Source organism: Streptomyces smaragdinus (assembly GCF_009604385.1).
GTDB lineage: Bacteria > Actinomycetota > Actinomycetes > Streptomycetales > Streptomycetaceae > Streptomyces > Streptomyces smaragdinus.
The window spans coordinates 241,248-262,044 of the sequence record NZ_WEGJ01000001.1; the positions used below are offsets into that span (position 1 = coordinate 241,248).

The window sequence follows — 20,797 nt, forward strand, 5'->3', positions numbered from 1 at the left end:
GTGGACGAACTGCGCGCCGTCGAGACCCGGGTGGCCGAGCTCGTCACCCTGCTCTCCGCCTCCCCCCAGGTGGGCGGGCAGGCCGAGGAGCTCATACGGCTGCTGATGCGCCTGTACGGGGCCGGGCTGGCCCGGGTCACCGCGCTGCTGGCACCCGAGGACGTGGCCCGGCTGGCCGCGGACGACCTGGTGGGGAGCCTGTTCATCCTGCACGACCTGCATCCGCGCCCCACGGCCGCACGGGTCGAGGAGGCGCTGCGGTCGGCGGGGGCGCGGCTGGGCGCCGGCCTCGTGCTGCTCGGCGTGGACGGCGGGGTGGCCCGGGTGCGGGTGGACGCGGCCGTCGGCTCCTGCCCGTCCGCCGGGGCGAGTGTCCGCCGGGTCGTCGAGCAGGCCGTCGCGGCGGCGGCCCCCGAGGTGACGGAGGTACGGGTGGAGCAGCCCGTGCGCGAGCCCCAGTTGCTGCAGATCCTGCCCCGGGGGCGGCGGTGAGCGCCCTGGCCGGTCTGCGCCGGTTCCTCGACGCCCCGCCGGACGAGCCGCGCTGCGAGCTGTGCGCCGCCCCGCTCGGCTCCGGCCACACGCACGCGGTGGATCTGGACGCCCGTGGGCTGCTGTGCGTCTGTACGGCGTGCCGGCTGCTGCTCGCCGGCCGGGGCGCGGCGGCCCGGGGCCGGTACCGGGCGGTGCCCGAGCGCCACCGCCGGCTCCCGGATCTCACGCTGACCGCCGGTCAGTGGGAGGAGCTGGGCATCCCCGTCCGGTTCTGCTTCGTCTTCCGCAACTCGCGGCTCGGGGAGTACGTGGCGCTGTATCCGAGCCCGGCGGGCGCCACGGAGGCGACCGTGCCGGCCGCGGCGTGGGAACGGTCGGTGGCGGCCGGTGACGTGGCCGATGACGTCGAGGCGCTGCTGGTGCGCCGTCGGGGGGATCTGGTCGAACGGCATCTGGTGCCCGTGGACGCCTGCTATCGGCTGGTCGCGCGGGTGCGGACGCACTGGGAGGGGTTCGACGGGGGCGAGCGGGTGCGGGCGGAGACGGACGCGTTCTTCGCGGATCTGGAGGTACGTGAGGGAGGCGGCGCCCGGTGACGGGCGGAGAGCCGGCGGGCTTCGCGCGCGCCCGGGCGGTGGCGGACGCGGTCCTCTTTGAGGGGTACGTCCTCTACCCGTATCGGGCCAGCGCGCCCAAGAACCGGCTGCGCTGGCAGTTCGGGGTGCTGGCACCGCCCGGCGCGGACTCCTCGGAGACCTCGGCGAACCGGACCGAGCTGCTCGCCGTGCCGTGCGGCGCCGCCCCGGCCCTCGCGGTCAGGGTCAGGTTCCTGCAGGCCGAGCGGCGTCCCGACGACGGCTCGGGCCAACCGCCGTGGGACGAGGGCGTGGTACGCGAGATCGACGCACGCACGTCTCTCGTCGACGGCGCCGCGCTCACCGTCCCCTTCCGGACGGACGGCGAGCGGCTCTCGGGGGTCCTGCGGATCGACGTCTCGGGCACGGACCAGTTGCTCAAGGTCCGGTTACAGGTCGAGAACCTCACCCCGGGCCCTGTGGCGCCCCGTTCGGAGATGCTCCTCGGCTCCCTCATCGGCACCCACACCCTGATCGCCGCCGACCGGGCCCGTCTCCTGTCGCTGGCCGACCCCCCGGACTGGGCCGCCGAAGCCGCGGCCGGCTGCGACAACCGGCACACCTGGCCCGTCCTCCTCGACGACACGACGGCCCTCGCCAGCCCGATCATCCTCGAGGACCGCCCGCGCGTCTCCCCCGAGAGCCCCGCCGACCTGTACGACGCCACCGAGATCGACGAGCTGCTGATGCTCCGCACGCTCACCCTCACCGACGACGAGAAGCGCGAGGCCCGGGCCACCGACGCCCGCGCGGCGGCCGTCGTGGACCGCGCCGAGTCCCTGACGGGCCCCGAGCTGGAGCGCCTGCACGGCGCCCTGCGGCGCACCCCCGAGGACGACGGGGGCGTGGCGGTGCCCGGCGGACGGGCCGTCCCCGGCACCCGGGTGCGGCTGTGCCCCGGCAGCCGGCGGGCCGACGCGCAGGACATGTTCCTGGACGGCCGCACCGCCCGCGTCGCCGCCGTCCTGCACGACTTCGACGGCGCGACGCATCTGGCCGTGACCTTCGACGACGACCCGGTGGCCGAGCTGCACGCCGCGATGGGCCGCCACTGGTACTTCGCACCCGACGAGGTGGAGCTGCTGTGAGGACGCTGGTCGCCGGCGTGGGCAACGTGTTCCTGCGGGACGACGGGTTCGGCGTGGAGGTCGTACGACGCCTCGCCGCAAACCCGCCGCCCGACGGGATCCGGGTCGCCGACTTCGGGATTCGCGGGGTGCATCTCGCGTACGAGCTGATGGACGGCTACGAGGGCCTGGTCCTCGTCGACGCGCTGCGCTGCGGGGAGCCCCCGGGCACCCTGTGCGTCCTGGACCCGGAGCTCCCGGCCGGCCCCGGACCCCCGGTCGACGCGCACGACATGGGGCCCGAGGCGGTCCTCGCGCTGCTGCGGCAGCTGAACGTGTCGCTGCCCTGGGTGCGCGTGGTCGGCTGCGAACCGGCCGACCTGGACGAGGGGATGGGGCTCAGCCCCGCCGTCGCCGGGGCGGTGGACGAGGCCGTACGGCTCGTACGGCGGCTGCTCGACGACAGACCCGTATCGAAGGAGGCGAAGGATCATGCATGAGACCGGACTGTGCGAGGCGATTCTGCAGGCCGTGGAGCGCCGGGCCCAGGGGCGCAGGGTCACCGGGGTGACCGTGCGGATCGGGGAGCTGCACGCGGTGTCGGAGCCCGCGCTGGCCCAGTCGTTCGCGCTGGTGTCGGCCGGCAGCGTCGCGGACGGCGCGGACATCGACCTGGTCGCGGTGGACGGCGACACGTTCGTCCTGGAGTCCATCCGGCTCGCGGCGGCGGAGGGGGCGGGCGATGTGCCTGGGCATCCCGGGTGAGGTGGTCGAACTCCGCACCGACCAGCCCGATCTGGCGCTGGTCGACGTCAGCGGGGTGCGCCGGGCCGTGAACATCGCGCTGATCGCCGAGGAGGGCGTGGCGCCGGGCGACTGGGTGCTCATCCATGTCGGGTTCGCGCTGTCGCGGATCGACGAGAGCGAGGCACGGGCGACCATGGCGTTCCTCGAGGGGCTGGGAGAGGCCTACGAGGACGAGATGGCCGCGCTGCGGGAATCGGGAGGCGACTGATGCGGTACGTCGACGAGTACCGGGACGCCGGAAAGGCGCGGGCGCTGGCGGCGTCGATCGCCGCGCTGGCCGAGCCGGACCGTACGTACACGTTCATGGAGGTGTGCGGCGGGCACACGCACACCATCTACAAGCACGGCATCGAGGACCATCTGCCGGACAACGTGCACCTGGTGCACGGGCCGGGGTGTCCCGTGTGCGTGATCCCGATGGGGCGGGTCGACGACGCGATCCACATCGCGATGCGGCCGGACGTCGTCATGACGACGTTCGGGGACATGATGCGGGTGCCCGGCGGCAGTTCGTCGTTCCTCGACGCCAAGGCCGCCGGGGCGGACATCCGGATGGTGTACTCGCCGCTCGACGCGCTGCGGATCGCCCGCGCCAACCCGGACAAGCGGGTGGTGTTCATGGCCATCGGCTTCGAGACGACCGCCCCGTCGACCGCCGTCACCGTGCTGCGGGCAGCCGCCGAGGGGCTGGAGAACTTCTCGGTGTTCTGCAACCACGTCACGATCATCCCGGCCGTCAAGGCCATCCTGGACTCCCCCGACCAGCGACTGGACGGATTCCTCGGCCCCGGGCACGTGTCGACGGTCATCGGCTGCCGGCCGTACGAGTTCATCGCCTCCGTCCACGGCAAGCCGCTGGTCGTCGCCGGATTCGAGCCGCTGGACATCCTGCAGTCGGTGCACATGCTGCTGCGGCAGCTCGCCGAGGGACGCTCGGTGGTGGAGAACCAGTACGCGAGGGTCGTCCCCTGGGACGGCAACCCCAAGGCGCTCGGGGCGCTGGGCCGGGTGATGGAGCTGCGGCCCCATTTCGAGTGGCGGGGGCTGGGGTTCATCTCCCACTCGGCGCTGCGGCTGCGGGACGCGTACGCGGCGTACGACGCGGAGCGGATCTTCGACGTGCCGGGGGTGCGGGTGGCCGACCCGAAGGCGTGCCAGTGCGGGGAGGTCCTGAAGGGGGTGCTCAAGCCCTGGCAGTGCAAGGTCTTCGGCACCGCGTGCACACCGGAGACGCCGATCGGCACGTGCATGGTCTCCTCCGAGGGGGCCTGTGCCGCGTACTACAACTTCGGCAGGTTCAGCCGCATCGAGGTACGGGAGGCGACGCGGACGTGACGACGGATCAGCGGGAGCAGGAGGTCCTGCGGCGCATCGAACGGGCGCGGGGGCGTCCGGCGCGGCTGCGTGACGAGCGGATCACGCTGGCCCACGGGGCCGGCGGGAAGGCTTCGCGGACGCTGGTCGAGGCGGTGTTCCTCGCGGCGTTCCACAATCCGCTGCTGGCCCCGCTGGAGGACCAGGCGGTGTGCGAGGCGGGCGGGGCGCGGCTGGCGTTCACGACGGACTCGTACGTGGTTTCGCCGCTGTTCTTTCCCGGCGGGGACATCGGGGATCTCGCGGTCAACGGGACGGTGAACGATCTGGCGATGTCCGGGGCCCGGCCGCTGTACCTCTCGGCGGGCTTCATCCTGGAGGAGGGCTTCCCCGTCGCGGATCTGACGCGGATCGTCGGGTCGATGGCGCGGGCCGCCGCCGGGGCGGGGGTGCGGATCGTCACGGGTGACACGAAGGTCGTGGAGCGGGGGAAGGCGGACGGCTGCTACGTCACCACGGCGGGGGTGGGGGTGGTGGAGCACTCGTTTGAGCTGGGTGCTTCGCGGGCCCGCCCGGGAGATGTGGTGCTGGTGTCGGGGCCGATCGGGGATCACGGGACGACGGTACTGCTGGCCCGGGGGGAGCTGGGGATCGAGGGCGACGTGGAGTCGGACACGGCTCCGCTGGCCGGGCTGGTGTCGGGGCTGCTCGACGCGTGCGGGGCGGGGGTGCGGTGTCTGCGCGACGCCACGCGGGGTGGGGTGGCCACGGTGCTCAACGAGGTCGCGCGGGACTCCGGGGTCGGGGTAGTCCTCGACGAGGGTGCGGTGCCGGTACGGCCGCAGGTGCGGGGGGCGGCGGAGATCCTGGGGATCGATCCGCTGTACATCGCGTGCGAGGGGCGGATGGTGGCCGTCGTGGAGGCCGGGCGCGCGGATGCGGCGCTGGCCGCGCTGCGGGGTGATCCGCTGGGGCGGGGGGCGGCGGTGATCGGGCGGGTGGTGGCGGATCCGGCGCCGTTGGTGGTGTGCCGGACGGAGTTCGGGGGGACGCGGATCGTGGATGTGCTGGTGGGGGATCCGTTGCCGCGGATCTGTTGAGTACGGTCCTACGCGGGTGTCCGGGCGGCTGTGACGGCGGCCTGGCCGAGGCTGATTCCGGCGTCGTTCGGGGGGATTCGGCGGTGGGTGAGGACGTGGAAGTCGTGTCGGCGCAGGGCCGCTGTGGTGCGGTCCAGGAGGTAGGCGTTCTGGAACACGCCTCCTGAGAGGGCTACCCGGGTGAGGTGCGTGGTCTCGCGCAGGGTGTGGCAGACGGCGGCGGTCGTGCGGGCCAGGGCGTTGTGGAAGCGGGCCGCCACGGTTTCGGGGGGCGTGCCCGCGCGAACGTCGGTCAGCACCTCGCGGATCAGGTCAGTGCCGTGGATGCGGCCGTCGGCGGTCACCTGGGCCTCGTAGGCGTCGGTGATCGACGGGTCGGCGCACTGTTCCAGATCGACGGCGGCCTGGCCCTCGTACGAGACCGTGTCGCGCAGGTCGAGCAGGGCGGCGACCGCGTCGAAGAGGCGGCCGACGCTGGAGGTCGGCGGGGCGTGCGTACCGCCGCGGGCGAGGGCGCGGACCTGGTCCCAGCGGGCCCTGTTGCGGCGGTATACGGGGAGGTCGTCCGGGTCCTCGCCGCAGGCGTCGAGGTATGCGGCGGCCATCCGCCAGGGTTCGCGGATCGCCGCCGGTCCGCCGGGGAGGGGGACGGGGGTGAAGTGGGCGGCGCGGTGGAAGTCCGTCAGGTCGGCGAGCAGGAACTCGCCGCCCCACAGGGTGCCGTCGGTGCCGTAGCCCAGGCCGTCGAAGGCCACGCCGATGACGGGGCCGTGTTCCGCGTTGTCGGCGAGGCAGGAGGCGATGTGGGCGTGGTGGTGCTGGACGCCCATGAGGTGTGCGCCGGTCGAGTCGGCGAGGTCGTGGGCGTATTTCGTGGACAGGTACTCCGGGTGGAGGTCGTGGGCGATCAGCTCCGGGTCGGTTCCGGTCAGGCGCCTCAGGTGGGCGATGCCTTCGGTGAAGGAGCGCAGGGTCTCGGGGTGTTCGAGGTCGCCGAGGTGGGGTGAGACGACGGCGCGGTGGCCGGTGGCCAGGCAGAAGGTGCTCTTGAGTTCGGCGCCGCAGGCCAGTACGGGGCGTCGGGCGGGAACGGGGAGCGGCAGCGGCTCGGGGGCGTGGCCGCGGGCGCGGCGGACGGGGACGGGGCCGGCCGGGGTGGTGCGTACCACCGAGTCGTCGGCGCGGGTGTGGATCGTGCGGTCGTGGGTCAGGAAGGCGTCGGCGATCCCGGCGAGCCGGCGGCGGGCTTCGTCGTCGTGGTGGGCGATGGGCTCGTCGGAGAGGTTGCCGCTGGTGAGGACGTACGGGTGGGGCAGCTGGGCACACAGCAGGTGGTGCACGGGGGTGTACGGGAGCAGCAGCCCCAGCTCGCGGCGGCCGGGGGCGACCGAGGGTGCCACCCCGGCGTCCTCGCGGCGGGGCAGCAGGACGATGGGGGCGCGGGGGGAGGTCAGCAGGGCGCGCGCCGTGTCGTCCACCTCGCAGAGGCGGTCGGCGGTCGCCGGGTCGGGGACCAGGACGGCGAAGGGCTTCTCCTCGCGGTGCTTGCGGGAGCGGAGGGCGTGCACCGCCCGTTCGTTGAAGGCGTCGGCCGCCAGGTGGTAGCCGCCGAGGCCCTTCACGGCCACGATGCGGCCGGCGCGCAGCAGGGCGGCGGCCCCGGCGACGGGGTCGCCGTCGATGGGGGTGCCCGTGCGGGCGTCGGTCAGGCGCAGGGCGGGGCCGCAGTCGGGGCAGCACAGGGGCTGGGCGTGGAAGCGGCGGTCGGTGGGGTCGTGGTACTCGCGGGCGCAGGCGGCGCACATCGGGAAGCCGGCCATGGTGGTGCGGGAGCGGTCGTACGGGACGGAGCGGACGACCGTGTAACGGGGGCCGCAGTTCGTGCAGTTGATGAAGGGGTGCCGGTGGCGGCGGTCGGCCGGGTCGAAGAGCTCGCCCAGGCAGTCCGCGCAGGTGGCGATGTCGGGCGGGATCAGGGCGCGGGCGGGTCCGTTCGGCGCGTCGTCGGGGCCGGCCGCGATGGTGAAGCCGGTTTCGCCGGGAGGCGCCGCCTCGCGCCTGCGCACGCTGATCCGCTCGATCACGGCCAGGGGCGGGGCCTCGCCCTCCAGGGTCCGCCGAAAGCCCGCCACGGCGTCCGCGGGGCCCGTCACGTCGATGAGGACTCCGTCGGGGTCGTTGGCGACCTGTCCGCGAAGGCCGTGCCGGACGGCGATCGTGTGCACGAAGGGGCGGAAGCCGACGCCCTGCACGATCCCTTCGACCCGGAGACGGACGTGTACGAGCGGGGAGTTCATCCCGGCCATGATGGTCGCCGGAGAGCGTCCCGGGCGGCCGATGCACGCATCTGGCCCCTTCCCGTACACACCGTGCGCGGTTCGGACCGAACCCGCCCCGGTGACGGGTCCTTGCGCGTTCGACCGGGAAACTTGCATGATCGTGCATCGGTGTGACCGACTCCGCACCTTTCGCCACCCTCCGGAACACTTCCGGGCAGATTCCGCCCCGCACCGGAAACCGCCTCTGGCATCTGCCACGCTCGGCACAGAACCGCATCTTTCCGACGTTCCCCCCGGTCGAGCACCGGCGTCGGAAGCCCCGGGGAATGGAGCACCACCGTGATGGTCGCCGACAAGTCGGTCTCCCTCGCCCTGCCCAGCACCGCCGCCTCCGTCCGCGAGGCACGCGGGTTCGCCGTGCGGGTGCTGACCGACTGGGGCCTGCCCGAGGACTCGGAGACGGTCCACACCGTGCGCCTGATCGTCTCGGAACTCGCGACCAACGCCGTCCTGCACACCTGCGGCCAGTCCCCCACGTTCACCGTGTGCGTACACGTGAACCCCGGCAAGACCCTGATCGTCGGCGTCACCGACAGCCACCCGCGCTTCCCCCGCCACCCCTCCCCGGCCGAGGCGGAGGACAACGGCCGCGGCATGGACATCGTCCGCTCCCTGACCACGGCCCACGCCGGCCGCCTCACGGTCCTCCCGACCGAGGCGGGCGGCAAGACGGTCCGGGTGGTTCTTTCGTGGCCGTCCTCACCCGGAGGTGTTCGGATCGGCCCGGTAGACGAAGCCGGTAACACGCGCGTGCACACGCCAGCCCAGTGACTCGTACAGTGCGCCCGTGGGGGCGATCTGGCCGTGGGGGGCCTCGGAGCCGTCGGTCGCGAGGACGCGGACGTGGATGACGCCGCCGCGGGTTTCGGAGGTCAGGGTGTAGCCGGCGGGGACGAGGGGGGCTTCGGGGCGGAGGTCCGTGGACATCAGGAAGCCGGGGGCGTCCTGGGTCCAGTCGGGGGTGAGCCAGGGGGTGATCGTCTCCGGGGGGACGAACGTCTTGATCCAGGTGTGGGGGGTGGTGATCGATTCGGCCGCCTTGCGTGCGGTCGTCTCGTCGGCGTCGAAGAGCACGTGGCGGGCCACCTGCTTCGGCAGGCCCACGTCGATCCGTAGGCCCCAGGGTTCCGGCACCGGTGCCGGGACGTGGCGGGAGATCACCCAGCCGCTGACCCAGGCCCGGGCCAGGTCCGCCGGGTCCGCCGTGCCCCGGGCCGTCATCGGACGATCACCGCGTGCTCCCCGCGCGGGACCAGTTCGCCGATCACCGGTGATCCCGGGATCTCCCCCGCGAGGAGCAGGCCGCCCGAGGTCTGGGCGTCCGCGAGGAGCAGGGCCTCGGATTCGGGGATCGCCGTGAGGTCCGTGTGCGGGGCCACCCAGGCGAGGTTGCGGCGGGTGCCGCCGCTGACGTAGCCGTCGCGGAGGGCCTCGCGGGCGCCGTCGAGGTACGGGACGGATGAGGCGTCGACGATCGCGGTCACGCCGCTCGCCGTGGCCAGTTTGCAGAGGTGGCCCAGGAGGCCGAAGCCCGTGATGTCCGTCGCGCAGCGGATGCCGGCCGTCGTGGCGGCGCGGGCGGCGTCGCGGTTCAGGGTGGTCATCGACTCGATCGCCTGGGGGAAGACCTCGCCCGTCGCCTTGTGGCGGCTGTTGAGGACGCCGATGCCGAGGGGCTTCGTCAGCGTGAGCGGGACGCCGGGGTGGCCGGCGTCGTTGCGCAGGAGGGCGTCCGGGTCGACCAGGCCGGTCACCGCCAGCCCGTACTTGGGCTCCGGGTCGTCGACGCTGTGGCCGCCCGCGAGGTGGCAGCCCGCCGAGGCGGTCACCGACAGCCCGCCGCGCAGGACTTCGGCGGCGAGATCGTACGGGAGGACCTCGCGGGGCCAGCCCAGCAGGTTGAGGGCGACGAGCGGTTCGCCTCCCATCGCGTACACGTCGGAAAGGGCGTTGGCGGCGGCAATCCGCCCCCAGTCGTACGGGTCGTCGACGACCGGGGTGAAGAAGTCCGTCGTCGCCACCAGCGCCCGGCCGTCCGCCGTGCGTACGACGGCCGCGTCGTCGCCCGTGTCGAGGCCCACCAGCAGCTCGCCGCGCGGCTCGCGCACGGGGACGGAGCCGGTGAGTCCGCGGACCATCTGCTCCAGCTCGCCCGGCGGGATCTTGCAGGCGCAGCCGCCGCCGTGCGCGTACTGGGTGAGCCTGATGCTGTCCGTCACCGTCATGTGGGTCCCTCCGCCATGCGCCGGGTGTCGTCGGGCAGCCGCCGGGTGACGCCCCGGCGGTCGAGAAGCTCCAGCAGGGGGACGGCGACGCGGCGGGTGGTGCCGAGGGCCGCGCGGGCCTGGCTGACCGTGAAGGGCTGGGGCAGGGCGCCAAGGGCGCGGGCGGCGGCGGGGAGGGCGGAGGGGAGCAGGACGACGCCCTCGGCCAGCTGGACCAGGGCGCCGGTGCGGACGGCGGCGGCCAGTTCGCGGCGGCCCAGGCCCAGTTCGGCGAGGCGGGTGAGCTGGGGGGCGGCGAAGGGGGCGGTGCGCAGGTCGGCGCGGACACGGTCGACGGCCTGCTGGACGGGGGCGGGCAGGGCGGCGGGTCCGTCGGCGGGGACGACGCGGCCGGCGCGTACGGCCAGTCCGGGGGTGAGGAGCGCGTGCACCAGGGCGAGGTCGGGCAGGCGCAGCGCCCGCCGTACGACGTCCAGCGGCGGGCCGGCCTCCAGGGGGTGGCGGCGGGTCCAGCCGGTGACCATCCGGGGCAGCGCCTGGCGGAGGTCGGCGCGCAGGCGTTCGTCGACGAGCCAGTCCCCGGCCGCGGGCCGCAGCGTCACGGTCACGCCCATGCGCTCGAGGTCGGGGGCGCGGACGATGCCGCGCCGGCGCAGCTCCGCGCGTTCGTCGGGCCGCCCGTCGAGGCCGGCGAGGACCTCGGCGCGCACGGCGGCCGCTCCCCGTCGCCGGAACGCCGGCGGTGCCACGTCCAGCACGGTGAGCCCGCCGCTGACGTGATGCGTCCCGGGGTCGCGCAGCAGCCCCCGGTCGCCGATGCGCAGGGGCAGTTGCCGGGCGAGGGTGAGCCGGGCGGTGTCGGGGCCCAGGGGGCGGACGGTGACCGGGACGGCGGCCGACCCGATGTGCAGCATCCCGCCGCGCGGGAGGGACGCCACGTCGTCGCCGTCGAGGCGGGCGTCGACCACGCCGGTGAGCCGGAAGCGGCGCGGGGTGAGGAGCGCGTCACCGCGCCGCAGCTCCCCGGCGTCCACACCGCGCAGGTTCACCGCCACCCGGGCCGTCGCGGGGGCCTCGGCCAGCGGCCGGCCCAGGGCCTGCAGCCCCCGGACGCGGGCCGTGCGTCCGCCGGGGGCGATCTCCACCTCGTCGCCGGCCCGCAGACAGCCGGCGGCCAGCGTCCCGGTGACGACCGTACCGCTGCCGCGGACCGTGAAGGCCCGGTCGATCCACAGCCGTACCGGCGCCCCGAGGTCGGGCTCCGGCAGCGCGGCGAGCATCCGGCCGAGGGCCGCGCGCAGTTCGGGCAGCCCGTCGCCGGCCGGGGCGCTGACGGCGACGGCCTCGACGGTGCCGAGGGAGCTCGGGCGGAGCTCGGCCAGGGCCTGTTCGGTGGCCGGGGCGGGGTCGGCGAGGTCGCTGCGGGTGACGGCGAGCAGCCCGTGCCGTACGCCGAGGGCGTGCAGGGCGGCGAGGTGTTCCGCCGACTGCGGCATCCAGCCCTCGTCGGCGGCGACGACGAACAGGGCGGCGGGCACGGGTCCGACGCCGGCGAGCATGTTGGGGACGAAGCGTTCGTGCCCGGGGACGTCCACGAAGGCGACGGTCCGCCCGGGGGCCAGCTCCGTCCAGGCGAAGCCGAGGTCGATGGTGAGCCCGCGGCGTTGCTCCTCGGCCCACCGGTCGGGCTGCATCCCGGTCAGGGCGTGGACGAGGGTGGACTTGCCGTGGTCGACGTGGCCCGCCGTGGCGACGACGTGCATGTCAGTCCCGGTCCCCGGCGGCGGCCAGCACGGCTTCGGCGAGCACGGGATCCTGGGCGGGGGGTACGCAGCGCAGGTCGAGCAGAAGGCGGCCGTGCTCCACGCGGCCCACCACGGGCGGGTCGCCGGTGCGCAGCGGTTCGGCCAGCCGGGGGGCGAGGGCGACGGACCAGGACGGCAGCGTGACGTCGGGTGCGCCGCCGCCGCCGACGACGCTGGTCGTCTCGACGGCCTCGGCGTCGGCGCCGTGCGCGGTGAGGAGGGCGGCCAGTTCCCCGGCGCGGGCGCGCAGTTCGGCCGGGGTGCGGTGCAGGGCCTCGCGGGTGGGGGGCTCGGGGCCGCGCAGGGTGGCCTCGAGGGCGGCGAGGGTGAGCTTGCCGACGCGCAGGGCGCGGGCCAGGGGGTGGCGGCGCAGGCGCTCGACGAGGTCGGCGTCGCCGAGGATCAGGCCGGCCTGGGGGCCGCCGAGGAGTTTGTCGCCGCTCGCGGTGACGAGGGCGGCGCCGTCGGCGAGGGCCGTGGCGGCGTCCGGCTCGTCGCGCAGCAGGGGTTCGCGGGTGAGGAGGCCGGAGCCGATATCGACGACCACGGGCACGCCGAGGCCGGCGAGTTCGCGGGTGGGGGCGGCGGACGTGAAGCCCCGTACGACGAAGTTCGACGGGTGGACCTTGAGGACGAACCCGGTGTCGGGGCCGATCGCCTCCTCGTAGTCGCGTACGGACGTGCGGTTGGTGGTGCCGACCTCGCGGAGCCGGGCGCCGGTGGCCGCCAGGAGGTCGGGCAGCCGGAACCCGTCGCCGATCTCGATGAGTTCGCCGCGGCTGACGACGATGTCGCGGCCGGCCGCGAGCGCGGTGGCGGCGAGGGCGAGGGCCGCGGCGCCGTTGTTGACCACGTGCACCGCGCCGGCGCCGGGCACGGCCCTGGCCAGGGCGTCCAGCGCGCCCCGGCCGCGGCGGGCGCGCTGGCCGGTGGCCAGGTCGAACTCGATGTCCGTGGTCCCGGCCGCCGCGTGCAGCGCGTCACGCGCGGCGTCGGACAGCGGGGCCCGGCCGAGGTTCGTGTGCAGGACGACGCCCGTGGCGTTGAGGACGGGGCGCAGCGAGGTGGCGTGCCGGGGCAGCGCGGCGACGGCCGCGTCGGCGACGGCGTCCGGCGGGATCTCGCCGCGGCGGGCGCGCTGCTGCGCCTGTACGACGGCGTCCTTGACGGCCCGGCGGCCGAGCGCGGCGACGGCGGCCGTCAGCCTGGGGTCGGCCAGCACGGCGTCGGTACGCGGCACCCGGCGGCGCCGGTCCCGGGTCTGCTCCCCGCTCACGCCACCACCGAGTCCCTCGGGCCGTGCCCGTGCCGCGTCGGCACCATCGGGATGCCGTGCTGTCCGTGCGTTGACACTGTCCGTGCTGTCCGTACCCTTCGTGCCGGAAGTCTGGCGGAGGCGGACGGGAATCGAACCCGCCTGGCCCGGATTCCGGACCACACCGGTTTTGAAGACCGGGAGGGGCACCAGCCGCCCTGACGCCTCCGCCCACTACCTTCGCCGATCTTCCGGTGGTGTCAACCACGCCGGCGGAGAAAGGCGTTAACGTCCCCGATGTCCCCCCTGAACGTGGTAGGCCTGTCGTCCGGTTGTCACCGGCAAACGATCATCCGTTCGAGCCGGTACGCGGTCACTGCACGGGAAAGAGGACGGCGGCCCGCAGCGCCAGCACCCCGGCCAGGGTCAACAGCGGCCATACGAGTGCCCGTACGGCGGACGCCTGTGCCACCGGCACCGTCACGCCCTCACCGGTGACGGCGAGCCGGGAAGTGAGCAGTCCCCCGAGACCCGGCGCGATCCCGGCGAGGGCGAGCAGCCACAGCAGCGTCCACGGCATGCCGAAGGCGGTGCCCACCGCGCCGGCGGGGATCAGCGTGAGCAGGAAGACGACGATCAGGGCGAGCTCGAGGGGCGCGAAGAGCCGTTCGGCGACCGTCAGTTTGCCCCTGCTGGCCCGGGCCGCGGGGCGCAGGCGCAGCAGGACGTGCAGCAGCGCGGCGGAGCCGGCGGTGGCGGAGGCCAGGAACAGGCCGCCCAGCGCCCAGCTGTCGCTCCACACCGGCTGGTTGGAGACGGACAGCAGGACACCGGTGTAGCCGGCGACGAAGAGGCCGAGGACGGAGCCGGCGGCGGTGAACACGGCGCCGGTGAGCGGGGCGAGGATCCGGCGCAGGAACGTGAGGTGTCCGTCGCGTACGAGCGTGTCGGCGAACGACACGGTGGCGAAGACGCCGAAGGCGAGCAGGCCCCAGGCGCCGAGCGACATCGGGGACCAGTACTTGAGGACCGGACCCCCGTCGCCGGGGGTGGTGTTCCACATCATGTGCCAGAAGCGCAGGGGCCGGCCGAGGTCGAGGACCAGCATGACGGGGCAGACGGGCAGCGCCGCGAACGCCGCGTAGTAGCCGAGCCGGGCGGCCGGTTCGTCGGCGGGTTCGCCGCGCAGCCGCAGCAGGGTGGCCAGGACGTACGAGCCGCCGGACAGGCCGGCGAAGAAGAAGTAGACGAGGATGTACCAGGTCCAGTCGGGTGCGCGGACGAAGTGCTGGACCTCCTGGGCGAGCGTCATCCCTCCTCGCCGCCTTCCGGCTCGGGCTCGGGATCCCGGCGCTTGCGGAAGGCCAGCAGTCCCCCGAGGACCGCGAGGACGGCGGTGCCGAACGCGGCGAGGTAGCCGCCGGCGTTGTTGCGGCTGGGCAGCACCGCGTTCTTCTCGTTCGGCAGCTTGTACGCCTCCGGCTCGGCCATGAGGAGGAAGAACGCGTTCAGCCCGCCGTACACCGCGTCGTCCTCGCCGTACAGCCGGGCCTCCGGCACGCCCTGGTCGTGCAGGTCGCCGACGCGTCGGCGGGCGGCGGCGCGCAGTTCGTCGAGCGGGCCGAACTGGATCGAGTCGGTGGGGCAGGCCTGCGCGCAGGCCGGTTGCATGCCGCCCTGGAGGCGGTCGTAGCACAGGGTGCACTTCTGGGCGACGCCCGTGTGCTCGTCCATCTCGATCACGTCGTACGGGCAGGCGGCGACGCAGTCGCGGCAGCCGTTGCACACGTCGGGCTGGATGTAGACGGTGTCGAACTCGGTGCGGATGATGGCGTCGGTCGGGCAGACCTCGAGGCAGCTGGCGTCCTTGCAGTGTTTGCAGACGTCCGACATCATCAGCCAGGCCTTGCCCCGGCCGCTGTTCTCCGTCCGGTCGGGCACCTGGTCGAGGAACTGCACGTGCCGCCAGTTCTGGGCGTCCAGGGCGCCGGTGTTGTCGTAGCCGTCGCCGAACGCCGGTGCGTTGCCGGGGAGCTGGTTCCACTCCTTGCAGGCCACTTCGCAGGCCTTGCAGCCGATGCACACGCTGGTGTCGGTGAAGAATCCGTAGGCCCTGCCCGGCGTGATCTCCGCCATCGCTACAGCCCCATCACGTTGGGTGTGAGTTTGGTGAAGCCCTGCTCGCCGGCGTACAGGCCGAGCGGCAGGGCGGTCAGTTCGTCGGCCTCGGGGACGGCGCGGGGGTCGCGGCCCAGGTCGACGTCGACGAGATAGCGCGAGCAGCCGGTGCAGGCCTCCACGCGCAGATGCCCGAACTCCGACCCGTCGGCGTCGCGGCGGCCGACCGCGGTGCCCTCGCGGTGTTCGGCGTAGACGGTGCGCCGGGACGTCTCGCCGCAGCCGGCGCAGGTGTGGGCGGCGCAGGCCCAGCTCGCCGCGCAGCGGGCGCACTGCAGCATCCGGCGGCCGCTGACGAGCCGGTCGCCGGCGTCGGTGCGGTAGCTGAGCTGGGGCGGGCCGCCGCAGTCCGGGCAGCGGCGGCCGCCGCGCGGTGCGGGGTCGGCCGCGCAGGCGGCGCCGGCGTCGACGGCGGTGAGCGGGCCGCGGGTGGCGGCGCGGGCGACGTACCGCTCGACGGGGCCGAGGGTCTCGTCGCCGGCGAGCCAGGCGCGCAGGGCGGGCTCGCCGACCCCGGCGGCGCGGGCCGCCAGGGGTTCGGGGCCGTAGGCGGTGGCGGCGACCACACGGGGCAGGACGTGCCGGGCGGACCAGGCGGCGAGGGAGTCGGGGCGGGTGTCGCGGGCGGCGGCGGCCGATTCCTCCCAGACGTCCAGGAGCGCCAGGTAGAGGGTGAGGACGTCCGCCGCGTGGGGGTGGCGGGTGCGCAGTGTCTCGGCGCGGCGGCGGGCGGTCGCCCAGTCGGCGGGGTGCACGGCGGTCACATCTTCTCGAGGTTCACGAGGAACGCCTTGAACTCCGGGGTGCGCGAGCTGGCGTCGCCGACGAAGGGGGTGAGGGCGTTGGCGAGCCAGTGCTGGCCGGTGTTGATGCCGACGAAGCCCCAGTGGATGGGGATGCCGATCTGGTACACCTTCCGGCCGTCGATCATGAGCGGGCCGAGCCGTCCGGTGACGACGGCGCGGACCTCGAGCTTGCCGCGTTTGGACGAGACGCGTACCCGGTCGCCGGTCTCGATGCCCTTCTCGCGGGCGAGTTCGGCGGGCACCTCGACGAACGCCTCCGGCTGCAGACGTACCAGCTGTTCGACGTTCTGGGTGACGTAGTGCTCGTGCTCGGTGAGGCGGTAGGAGGTGGCGATGTACGGGTAGTCGGCGACCGTGCCGAAGCGGTTGGGGCGGCCGGCGCGTTCGTCGTAGCGGTAGACGGCCGGGGTGGTGGACTGCCCGGGGTGCAGGGGGTTGTCCACCGGGGACTCGACCGGTTCGTAGTGCTCGGGGAACGGTCCGTCGGCCACGCCGTTGCTGAAGATCCGCCCCGTGCCCTCGCCGGTCATGATGAACGGCAGGGGCGCGTCGGGTCCGGGAGCGGCGGTGGGCGGGTAGTCGGGGACGTCGCCGGTCCAGGTGCGGGTGGCGGGGTCCCAGACGATGCCGGGGCGGTCGGGGTCCCAGGGGCGGCCGCTCGGGTCGGCGGAGGCGCGGTTGTACAGGACACGGCGGTTGACGGGCCAGCTCCACGCCCAGTTGGGGTAGAAGCCCATGCCGGTGGGGTCGTTCTTCTCCGGGTCCTGGACGCCGTCGCGCCGTTTGGTGAGGTTGCCCTCCGGCGGGTAGTGGCCGGTGTAGATCCAGTCGCCGGCGGTCGTGGTGCCGTCGTCGGCGAGGTCGGCGAAGGTCGTCAGACGTTCGCCGGTGCCGAGGTCGCGGCCGTTGATCTCGCGGGCGATCTCGTCGAGTTCGGGCCTGCGCGGGTCGCGGTAGTCCATGGTGAGCCGGCGGACGGGGTCGGGGAACCGGCCGCCCTGGGCCTCGTACAGGGCGCGGACGCGCAGGAACAGGTCGGCGAGGATCCAGTGGTCGTGGCGGGACTCGCCCTCGGGAGGCAGGACCTGTTCCTTCCACTGGGCCCAGCGGCCGCTGTTGGTGAACGAGCCGTCCTTCTCGATCCAGTGGGTGGCCGGGAGCATGAACACCTCGGTGCGCACGTCCGCCGGGTTCATACCGGGGGCGTTCCAGAACTCGGAGCTGGTGGTGCGGAAGGGGTCCATGACGCACAGCCACTTGAGCTTCGACAGGGCCTGGAGCACCTGGTTGGAGTCGGGTCCGATGCTGGTGGCGGTCATGCCGGAGAGGATCAGGCCCTCCATGCGGCCGCGCAGCGCCTGGTCGAAGATGGAGATCCAGGAGGAGTTCGCGGCGGGTTTGGGCAGCAGGTCGAAGGCGAACTCGTTGTCGGCCGTGGCGGTGTCGCCGTACCAGGTCTTCAGCAGGCTGACCATGAACCGGCGGTAGTTCTCGCCGAAGAAGTTGACCGCGTTGGGTCGGAGCTTCTTGCTCGCGCTCTGGGCCACGTAGTCGTCGAGGTTCCGCTGGCCGGGCGCGGGGACCTTCAGATAGCCGGGGAGGATGTCCCAGGAGATGGCGTGGTCGGTGTTGCCCTGGATGTTGGCGTGGCCGCGTTCGGCGTTCATGCCGCCGCCGGGGCGGCCCATGTTGCCCAGGAGGAGCTGGAGGATCGCGCCGGAGCGGATGAGCTGGACGCCGGTGGTGTGGTGGGTGAGGCCGACCGCGTAGACGATGGTCATGACCTTGTCGGGGCGGCCGGTGGTGCCGACCAGGCGGGCGACCTCGAGGAACTGCTCGCGCGGGATGCCGGTGATGCGTTCGACCATCTCCGGGGTGTAGCGGCTGTAGTGGGCGCGCAGCAGGTTGAGGACGGACCGGGGGTGGTCGATGTCGACGCGGGCGTTGCCGTCGGCGTCCGTCTCGTACGCCCAGGCCGTGGGGTCGTAGGCGCCGGTGGCCTCGTCGAAGCCGTTGAACAGGCCCTCGTCGAAGGAGTACGAGTCCTTCACCACCAGGCCCGCGTTCGTCGCGAACTCCACGTACTCCCGGTGGTGGAGGTCGTTCCCGAGGACGTAGTTGATCAGTCCGCCGAAGTACGCGACGTCGCTGCCGGTACGGATCCGCAGATGGGTGTCGGCGACGGCGGAGGTGCGGGTGAAGCGCGGGTCGGCGTGGATGATCTTCGCGCCGCGGTCGGTCTTGGCGCGCATCAGCCAGCGGAAGCCGACGGGGTGGGCTTCGGCGGGGTTGGCCCCGTTGACCAGGATCACGTCGGCGTGCCGGATGTCACGCCAGTGGTTGGTCATGGCCCCCCGGCCGAACGTGGCGGCCAAACTGACCACCGTGGGACCGTGTCAAACGCGGGCCTGTTGCTCCAGATGGACCACGCCCAGGCCGCGCATCACCTTGGTGGCGAGATAGCCCTCCTCGGAGCTGAACGCGGCGCCGCCGGCGAAGGCGATGCCCTCGCAGCGGTTGACGGTGTTGCCGTCGGCGTCCTTGGTGACGAGGGTGCGGTCGCGGGAGGCCTTGATGTTGCGGGCCAGCTTGTCGAGGGTGAACTCCCAGGACACGCGCTTGAACTCGGTGGCGCCCGGCGCCCGGTAGAGGGGGCTCGGCACGCGGCGGCGGGAGACGGCTAGCTCCAGGGAGGAGGCGCCCTTCGGGCACAGGGTGCCCTCGTTGACGGGGCTGTCGGGGTCGCCCTCGATCTGCAGGAGTTCCGTCTTGCGGCCGGTCCTGCGGGTGTACGCCAGGAGGGAGCAGCCCACCGCGCAGTACGGGCAGACGGACCGGGAGACGGTCGCGCCCTCGATACGCAGGCGCTGTCGCACGGTGTGGGCGGGTCCGAGGTCGAAGCCCAGCGCGGACACGCCGAGCGCGCCCGTGGCGGCCGCGCCGATGCCCATGAACTCGCGCCGTGTGGTGTCCTCCATCGCCGGCCTTCCTTTCCCGCACCGTCGTCGGTGCGGTGCGCGCATCGGTCGACCCGTGCGCGTTCGTCTGCCGCTGTAACCATTCGTTGCACCGCGGACGACAGTCGTCAACCCTTCAACAACCGCTGTCAGCCCTGTGCGAGAAGGAGGTCCCGGCGCCCTTCCGGCTCGTCGGGATTGCGCAGGATGTCGAGCAGCACCGGGTCCGCCGGGACCACCACGCCGTGCGCTCCCCGCCCGGCCGCGTCCGCGCACGTCCCCCGCCACGCGGCCCGGCCCCGCGGCGCCGGGACGGTGCTCCAGCGCTCCTCCCCCGGCGCCTCGAAGTCCCCGGGCCCGTCCGGTACGGGCCGCAGCACCGGCACCCGGAGCGCGGGTATCCGGTCCTCGGGGCCGGCCAGGAAGGCGAGCCGGCCGTGGCTCAGCACCCGGATCGTCTCGAGGGTGCGGGCGAGTTCGGCCGGGGACGCGGAGGTGCGCGGCGGCGTCACGACCAGCAGGGTCCGGAAGGTGCTCACCGCGAGCGCGGCGGTGAGGGCCAGGACGTCGAACCGCGGCTCCGGTCCGGCGTCGACCCACAGGGCGTCGGCGCCCGCGGCGTCGAACGACGTGGCGTCCGCGAGCCATTCGCCGAGGCCGTCGGGCTCACGGGCGACGCGCACGGCCACCTTCACCGCGGACGGTCCGGGGTCGTTCATGCGGGGAGGGTACCCAGGCGCGGCGTCACGTACCCTGGCGCCCGGCGTGTCGTAACGCGATCTCCGGAGGTCCCGTGCAGAGCATCACGAAGCCGAGCGTCGACCGGGCCACCGTCGACGCCCTCGTCACCGCCGCCTTCGGCCCCGGCGCGCTGCCGGTGCGGAGCAGGCCGATCACCGACGGGACGTACAACACGATCGTCCGCGTCGCCCTGGCCGACGGCCGCACCGCGATGCTGAAGGTCGCGCCGGCGCCGGACGCGCCGCAGCTGTCGTACGAGCGGGACATCCTGCGCACCGAGGCGCTGTTCTTCGACCGGGCCGCCGGGCTCGACGGTGTGCCGACGCCTCGGCTGCTGAGCACCGGGTTCGAACGCAGCCTGGTCCCCGGGGACTTCGTCTTCATGACGGAGGTGCCGGGGCGGTCGCTGAGCGCGCTGCACGCCTCGCTGGCGCCGGAGGAGCTCGCCGCGGTGCGCCGGGATCTCGGCGGTGTCGTCGCGCGGCTGCACACCGTACGCGGGGACACCTTCGGGTATCCGCAGGCCGCCTCCGCCGGGTCGTGGGCGGAGGCGTTCGGCGGTATGGCCGAGGTGATCCTGGCGGACGCGGAGCGGCTCGGGGCGGACCTCACGCGCCCGGCGGCGGAGATCCGGGCGGCCGTGACGGGCGCGCTGGGGCTGCTGGAGGGGGTGACCGTGCCGGTGCTGGTGCACTTCGACCTGTGGGACGGGAACGTGCTGGTCGAGGGCTCCCGGGTCAGCGGCGTCATCGACGGTGAACGCGCCTTCTGGGGCGACCCGTACGCGGACTTCGCCTCGCTCGCGCTGTTCGGCGACATCGAGGACGACGCCGCCTTCCTGGAGGGGTACCGGGCGGCGGGCGGGAGCGTGGCGTTCACGGCCGGGAACCGGCGGCGGATCGCCCTGTACCGCGTCTACCTCTACCTGATCATGCTCACGGAGGGCAGTGTCCGGGGCTACACGGAGGAGCAGTCGGCGAAGCTGCGGGACTTCCTCGGCCCGCTGCTGGCCGGGGACCTGGCGGCGCTGAAGGGCTGATCGGCGCACCGGGCGCTCAGTGGACCGAGGTCAG

General features: G+C 73.9%; 21 protein-coding genes and 1 tRNA gene. 10 read left to right on the plus strand and 12 right to left on the minus strand.

All coding sequences use genetic code 11. From position 1 onward, the window contains the following. Genes SRB5_RS01215 through hypE form a run of 8 tightly spaced genes read left to right on the plus strand, consistent with a single transcriptional unit; the run spans position 1 to position 5,418 of the window. The gene (locus SRB5_RS01215; RefSeq protein WP_153449497.1) at positions 1-492 is read left to right on the plus strand and encodes a NifU family protein; all 492 of its coding nucleotides are present in this window, start codon (positions 1-3) and stop codon (positions 490-492) included. Further along, on the plus strand, positions 489-1,091 hold the full coding sequence (locus SRB5_RS01220; RefSeq protein ID WP_323376724.1) for a DUF5947 family protein: 603 nt from the start codon (positions 489-491) through the stop codon (positions 1,089-1,091). Before SRB5_RS01215 ends, SRB5_RS01220 begins: the two co-directional genes overlap by 4 nt. Then, positions 1,088-2,218 (plus strand): hypothetical protein, encoded by a 1,131-nt coding sequence (locus tag SRB5_RS01225; RefSeq protein WP_323376726.1) that lies wholly within the window; start codon positions 1,088-1,090, stop codon positions 2,216-2,218. Before SRB5_RS01220 ends, SRB5_RS01225 begins: the two co-directional genes overlap by 4 nt. Beyond that, positions 2,215-2,697, plus strand: a complete 483-nt coding sequence (locus SRB5_RS01230; RefSeq protein ID WP_323376728.1) for a hydrogenase maturation protease — start codon at positions 2,215-2,217, stop codon at positions 2,695-2,697. The genes SRB5_RS01225 and SRB5_RS01230 overlap by 4 nt, the downstream gene beginning before the upstream one ends. Further along, positions 2,690-2,962: a hydrogenase/urease maturation nickel metallochaperone HypA gene (locus SRB5_RS01235; RefSeq protein WP_153449498.1), complete on the plus strand. Its 273-nt coding sequence runs from the start codon at positions 2,690-2,692 to the stop codon at positions 2,960-2,962. Before SRB5_RS01230 ends, SRB5_RS01235 begins: the two co-directional genes overlap by 8 nt. Further along, entirely contained in the window at positions 2,940-3,212 is a 273-nt protein-coding gene (locus SRB5_RS01240) for a HypC/HybG/HupF family hydrogenase formation chaperone (protein ID WP_153449499.1), read from the plus strand. The genes SRB5_RS01235 and SRB5_RS01240 overlap by 23 nt, the downstream gene beginning before the upstream one ends. After that, a complete protein-coding gene (gene hypD / locus SRB5_RS01245) occupies positions 3,212-4,339 on the plus strand; it encodes a hydrogenase formation protein HypD (protein ID WP_153449500.1) in 1,128 nt (375 codons plus the stop codon). Before SRB5_RS01240 ends, hypD begins: the two co-directional genes overlap by 1 nt. Next, positions 4,336-5,418 (plus strand): hydrogenase expression/formation protein HypE, encoded by a 1,083-nt coding sequence (gene hypE / locus SRB5_RS01250; RefSeq protein ID WP_323376731.1) that lies wholly within the window; start codon positions 4,336-4,338, stop codon positions 5,416-5,418. The genes hypD and hypE overlap by 4 nt, the downstream gene beginning before the upstream one ends. A gap of 8 nt (positions 5,419-5,426) precedes the next feature. On the opposite strand, the gene hypF is transcribed toward hypE, so the two are convergent. Next, positions 5,427-7,715: a carbamoyltransferase HypF gene (gene hypF, locus SRB5_RS01255; RefSeq protein WP_153449501.1), complete on the minus strand. Its 2,289-nt coding sequence runs from the start codon at positions 7,713-7,715 to the stop codon at positions 5,427-5,429. A 324-nt stretch (positions 7,716-8,039) separates the two neighbouring features. Here hypF and SRB5_RS01260 point away from each other — a divergent pair, with 324 nt between their 5' ends. Next, complete coding sequence (locus SRB5_RS01260) at positions 8,040-8,528, plus strand: ATP-binding protein (protein WP_153449860.1); 489 nt, start codon at positions 8,040-8,042, stop codon at positions 8,526-8,528. Here SRB5_RS01260 and SRB5_RS01265 read toward each other — a convergent pair. The 11 genes from SRB5_RS01265 to SRB5_RS01315 all read right to left on the minus strand — a co-directional run bounded on the left by SRB5_RS01265 (position 8,457) and on the right by SRB5_RS01315 (position 19,702). Beyond that, entirely contained in the window at positions 8,457-8,978 is a 522-nt protein-coding gene (locus tag SRB5_RS01265; RefSeq protein ID WP_153449502.1) for a GNAT family N-acetyltransferase, read from the minus strand. The two genes, SRB5_RS01260 and SRB5_RS01265, sit on opposite strands and share 72 nt — an antisense overlap. Continuing rightward, the gene (gene selD / locus SRB5_RS01270; protein WP_153449503.1) at positions 8,975-9,982 is read right to left on the minus strand and encodes a selenide, water dikinase SelD; all 1,008 of its coding nucleotides are present in this window, start codon (positions 9,980-9,982) and stop codon (positions 8,975-8,977) included. The genes SRB5_RS01265 and selD overlap by 4 nt, the downstream gene beginning before the upstream one ends. Next, a complete protein-coding gene (gene selB, locus SRB5_RS01275; protein WP_153449504.1) occupies positions 9,979-11,745 on the minus strand; it encodes a selenocysteine-specific translation elongation factor in 1,767 nt (588 codons plus the stop codon). Before selB ends, selD begins: the two co-directional genes overlap by 4 nt. Position 11,746: 1 nt before the next feature. Beyond that, on the minus strand, positions 11,747-13,063 hold the full coding sequence (gene selA, locus SRB5_RS01280) for an L-seryl-tRNA(Sec) selenium transferase (RefSeq protein WP_323376733.1): 1,317 nt from the start codon (positions 13,061-13,063) through the stop codon (positions 11,747-11,749). 112 nt (positions 13,064-13,175) lie between these two features. Further along, positions 13,176-13,271 (minus strand) — tRNA-Sec (locus SRB5_RS01285). 144 nt (positions 13,272-13,415) lie between these two features. Beyond that, entirely contained in the window at positions 13,416-14,354 is a 939-nt protein-coding gene (gene nrfD, locus SRB5_RS01290; RefSeq protein WP_153449505.1) for an NrfD/PsrC family molybdoenzyme membrane anchor subunit, read from the minus strand. Then, the gene (locus SRB5_RS01295) at positions 14,351-15,178 is read right to left on the minus strand and encodes a 4Fe-4S dicluster domain-containing protein (RefSeq protein WP_153449506.1); all 828 of its coding nucleotides are present in this window, start codon (positions 15,176-15,178) and stop codon (positions 14,351-14,353) included. Before SRB5_RS01295 ends, nrfD begins: the two co-directional genes overlap by 4 nt. Positions 15,179-15,180: 2 nt before the next feature. Further along, on the minus strand, positions 15,181-15,984 hold the full coding sequence (locus SRB5_RS01300) for a formate dehydrogenase accessory protein FdhE domain-containing protein (RefSeq protein WP_194292798.1): 804 nt from the start codon (positions 15,982-15,984) through the stop codon (positions 15,181-15,183). Then, complete coding sequence (gene fdnG, locus SRB5_RS01305; RefSeq protein WP_323376736.1) at positions 15,981-18,410, minus strand: formate dehydrogenase-N subunit alpha; 2,430 nt, start codon at positions 18,408-18,410, stop codon at positions 15,981-15,983. The genes SRB5_RS01300 and fdnG overlap by 4 nt, the downstream gene beginning before the upstream one ends. Positions 18,411-18,422: 12 nt before the next feature. Next, a complete protein-coding gene (locus tag SRB5_RS01310; RefSeq protein ID WP_194292799.1) occupies positions 18,423-19,004 on the minus strand; it encodes a hypothetical protein in 582 nt (193 codons plus the stop codon). Between the two features lie 128 nt (positions 19,005-19,132). Next, entirely contained in the window at positions 19,133-19,702 is a 570-nt protein-coding gene (locus SRB5_RS01315) for an LLM class oxidoreductase (RefSeq protein ID WP_153449509.1), read from the minus strand. A gap of 74 nt (positions 19,703-19,776) precedes the next feature. On the opposite strand from SRB5_RS01315, the gene SRB5_RS01320 reads away from it, so the two are divergent. After that, complete coding sequence (locus SRB5_RS01320) at positions 19,777-20,763, plus strand: phosphotransferase family protein (RefSeq protein ID WP_323376739.1); 987 nt, start codon at positions 19,777-19,779, stop codon at positions 20,761-20,763. The last annotated feature ends 34 nt before the right edge of the window (positions 20,764-20,797 follow it).

Bases quoted from the DNA above. Each gene is read 5' to 3' on its own strand.
- selB (WP_153449504.1), bottom strand. From the start codon at position 11,745: ATGCACGTCGTCGCCACGGCGGGCCACGTCGACCACGGCAAGTCCACC.
- SRB5_RS01260 (WP_153449860.1), top strand. From the start codon at position 8,040: ATGGTCGCCGACAAGTCGGTCTCCCTCGCCCTGCCCAGCACCGCCGCC.
- SRB5_RS01295 (WP_153449506.1), bottom strand. From the start codon at position 15,178: ATGGCGGAGATCACGCCGGGCAGGGCCTACGGATTCTTCACCGACACC.
- hypF (WP_153449501.1), bottom strand. From the start codon at position 7,715: ATGAACTCCCCGCTCGTACACGTCCGTCTCCGGGTCGAAGGGATCGTG.
- hypD (WP_153449500.1), top strand. From the start codon at position 3,212: ATGCGGTACGTCGACGAGTACCGGGACGCCGGAAAGGCGCGGGCGCTG.
- nrfD (WP_153449505.1), bottom strand. From the start codon at position 14,354: ATGACGCTCGCCCAGGAGGTCCAGCACTTCGTCCGCGCACCCGACTGG.
- SRB5_RS01310 (WP_194292799.1), bottom strand. From the start codon at position 19,004: ATGGAGGACACCACACGGCGCGAGTTCATGGGCATCGGCGCGGCCGCC.
- SRB5_RS01265 (WP_153449502.1), bottom strand. From the start codon at position 8,978: ATGACGGCCCGGGGCACGGCGGACCCGGCGGACCTGGCCCGGGCCTGG.
- SRB5_RS01235 (WP_153449498.1), top strand. From the start codon at position 2,690: ATGCATGAGACCGGACTGTGCGAGGCGATTCTGCAGGCCGTGGAGCGC.
- SRB5_RS01315 (WP_153449509.1), bottom strand. From the start codon at position 19,702: ATGAACGACCCCGGACCGTCCGCGGTGAAGGTGGCCGTGCGCGTCGCC.
- selD (WP_153449503.1), bottom strand. From the start codon at position 9,982: ATGACGGTGACGGACAGCATCAGGCTCACCCAGTACGCGCACGGCGGC.
- SRB5_RS01240 (WP_153449499.1), top strand. From the start codon at position 2,940: ATGTGCCTGGGCATCCCGGGTGAGGTGGTCGAACTCCGCACCGACCAG.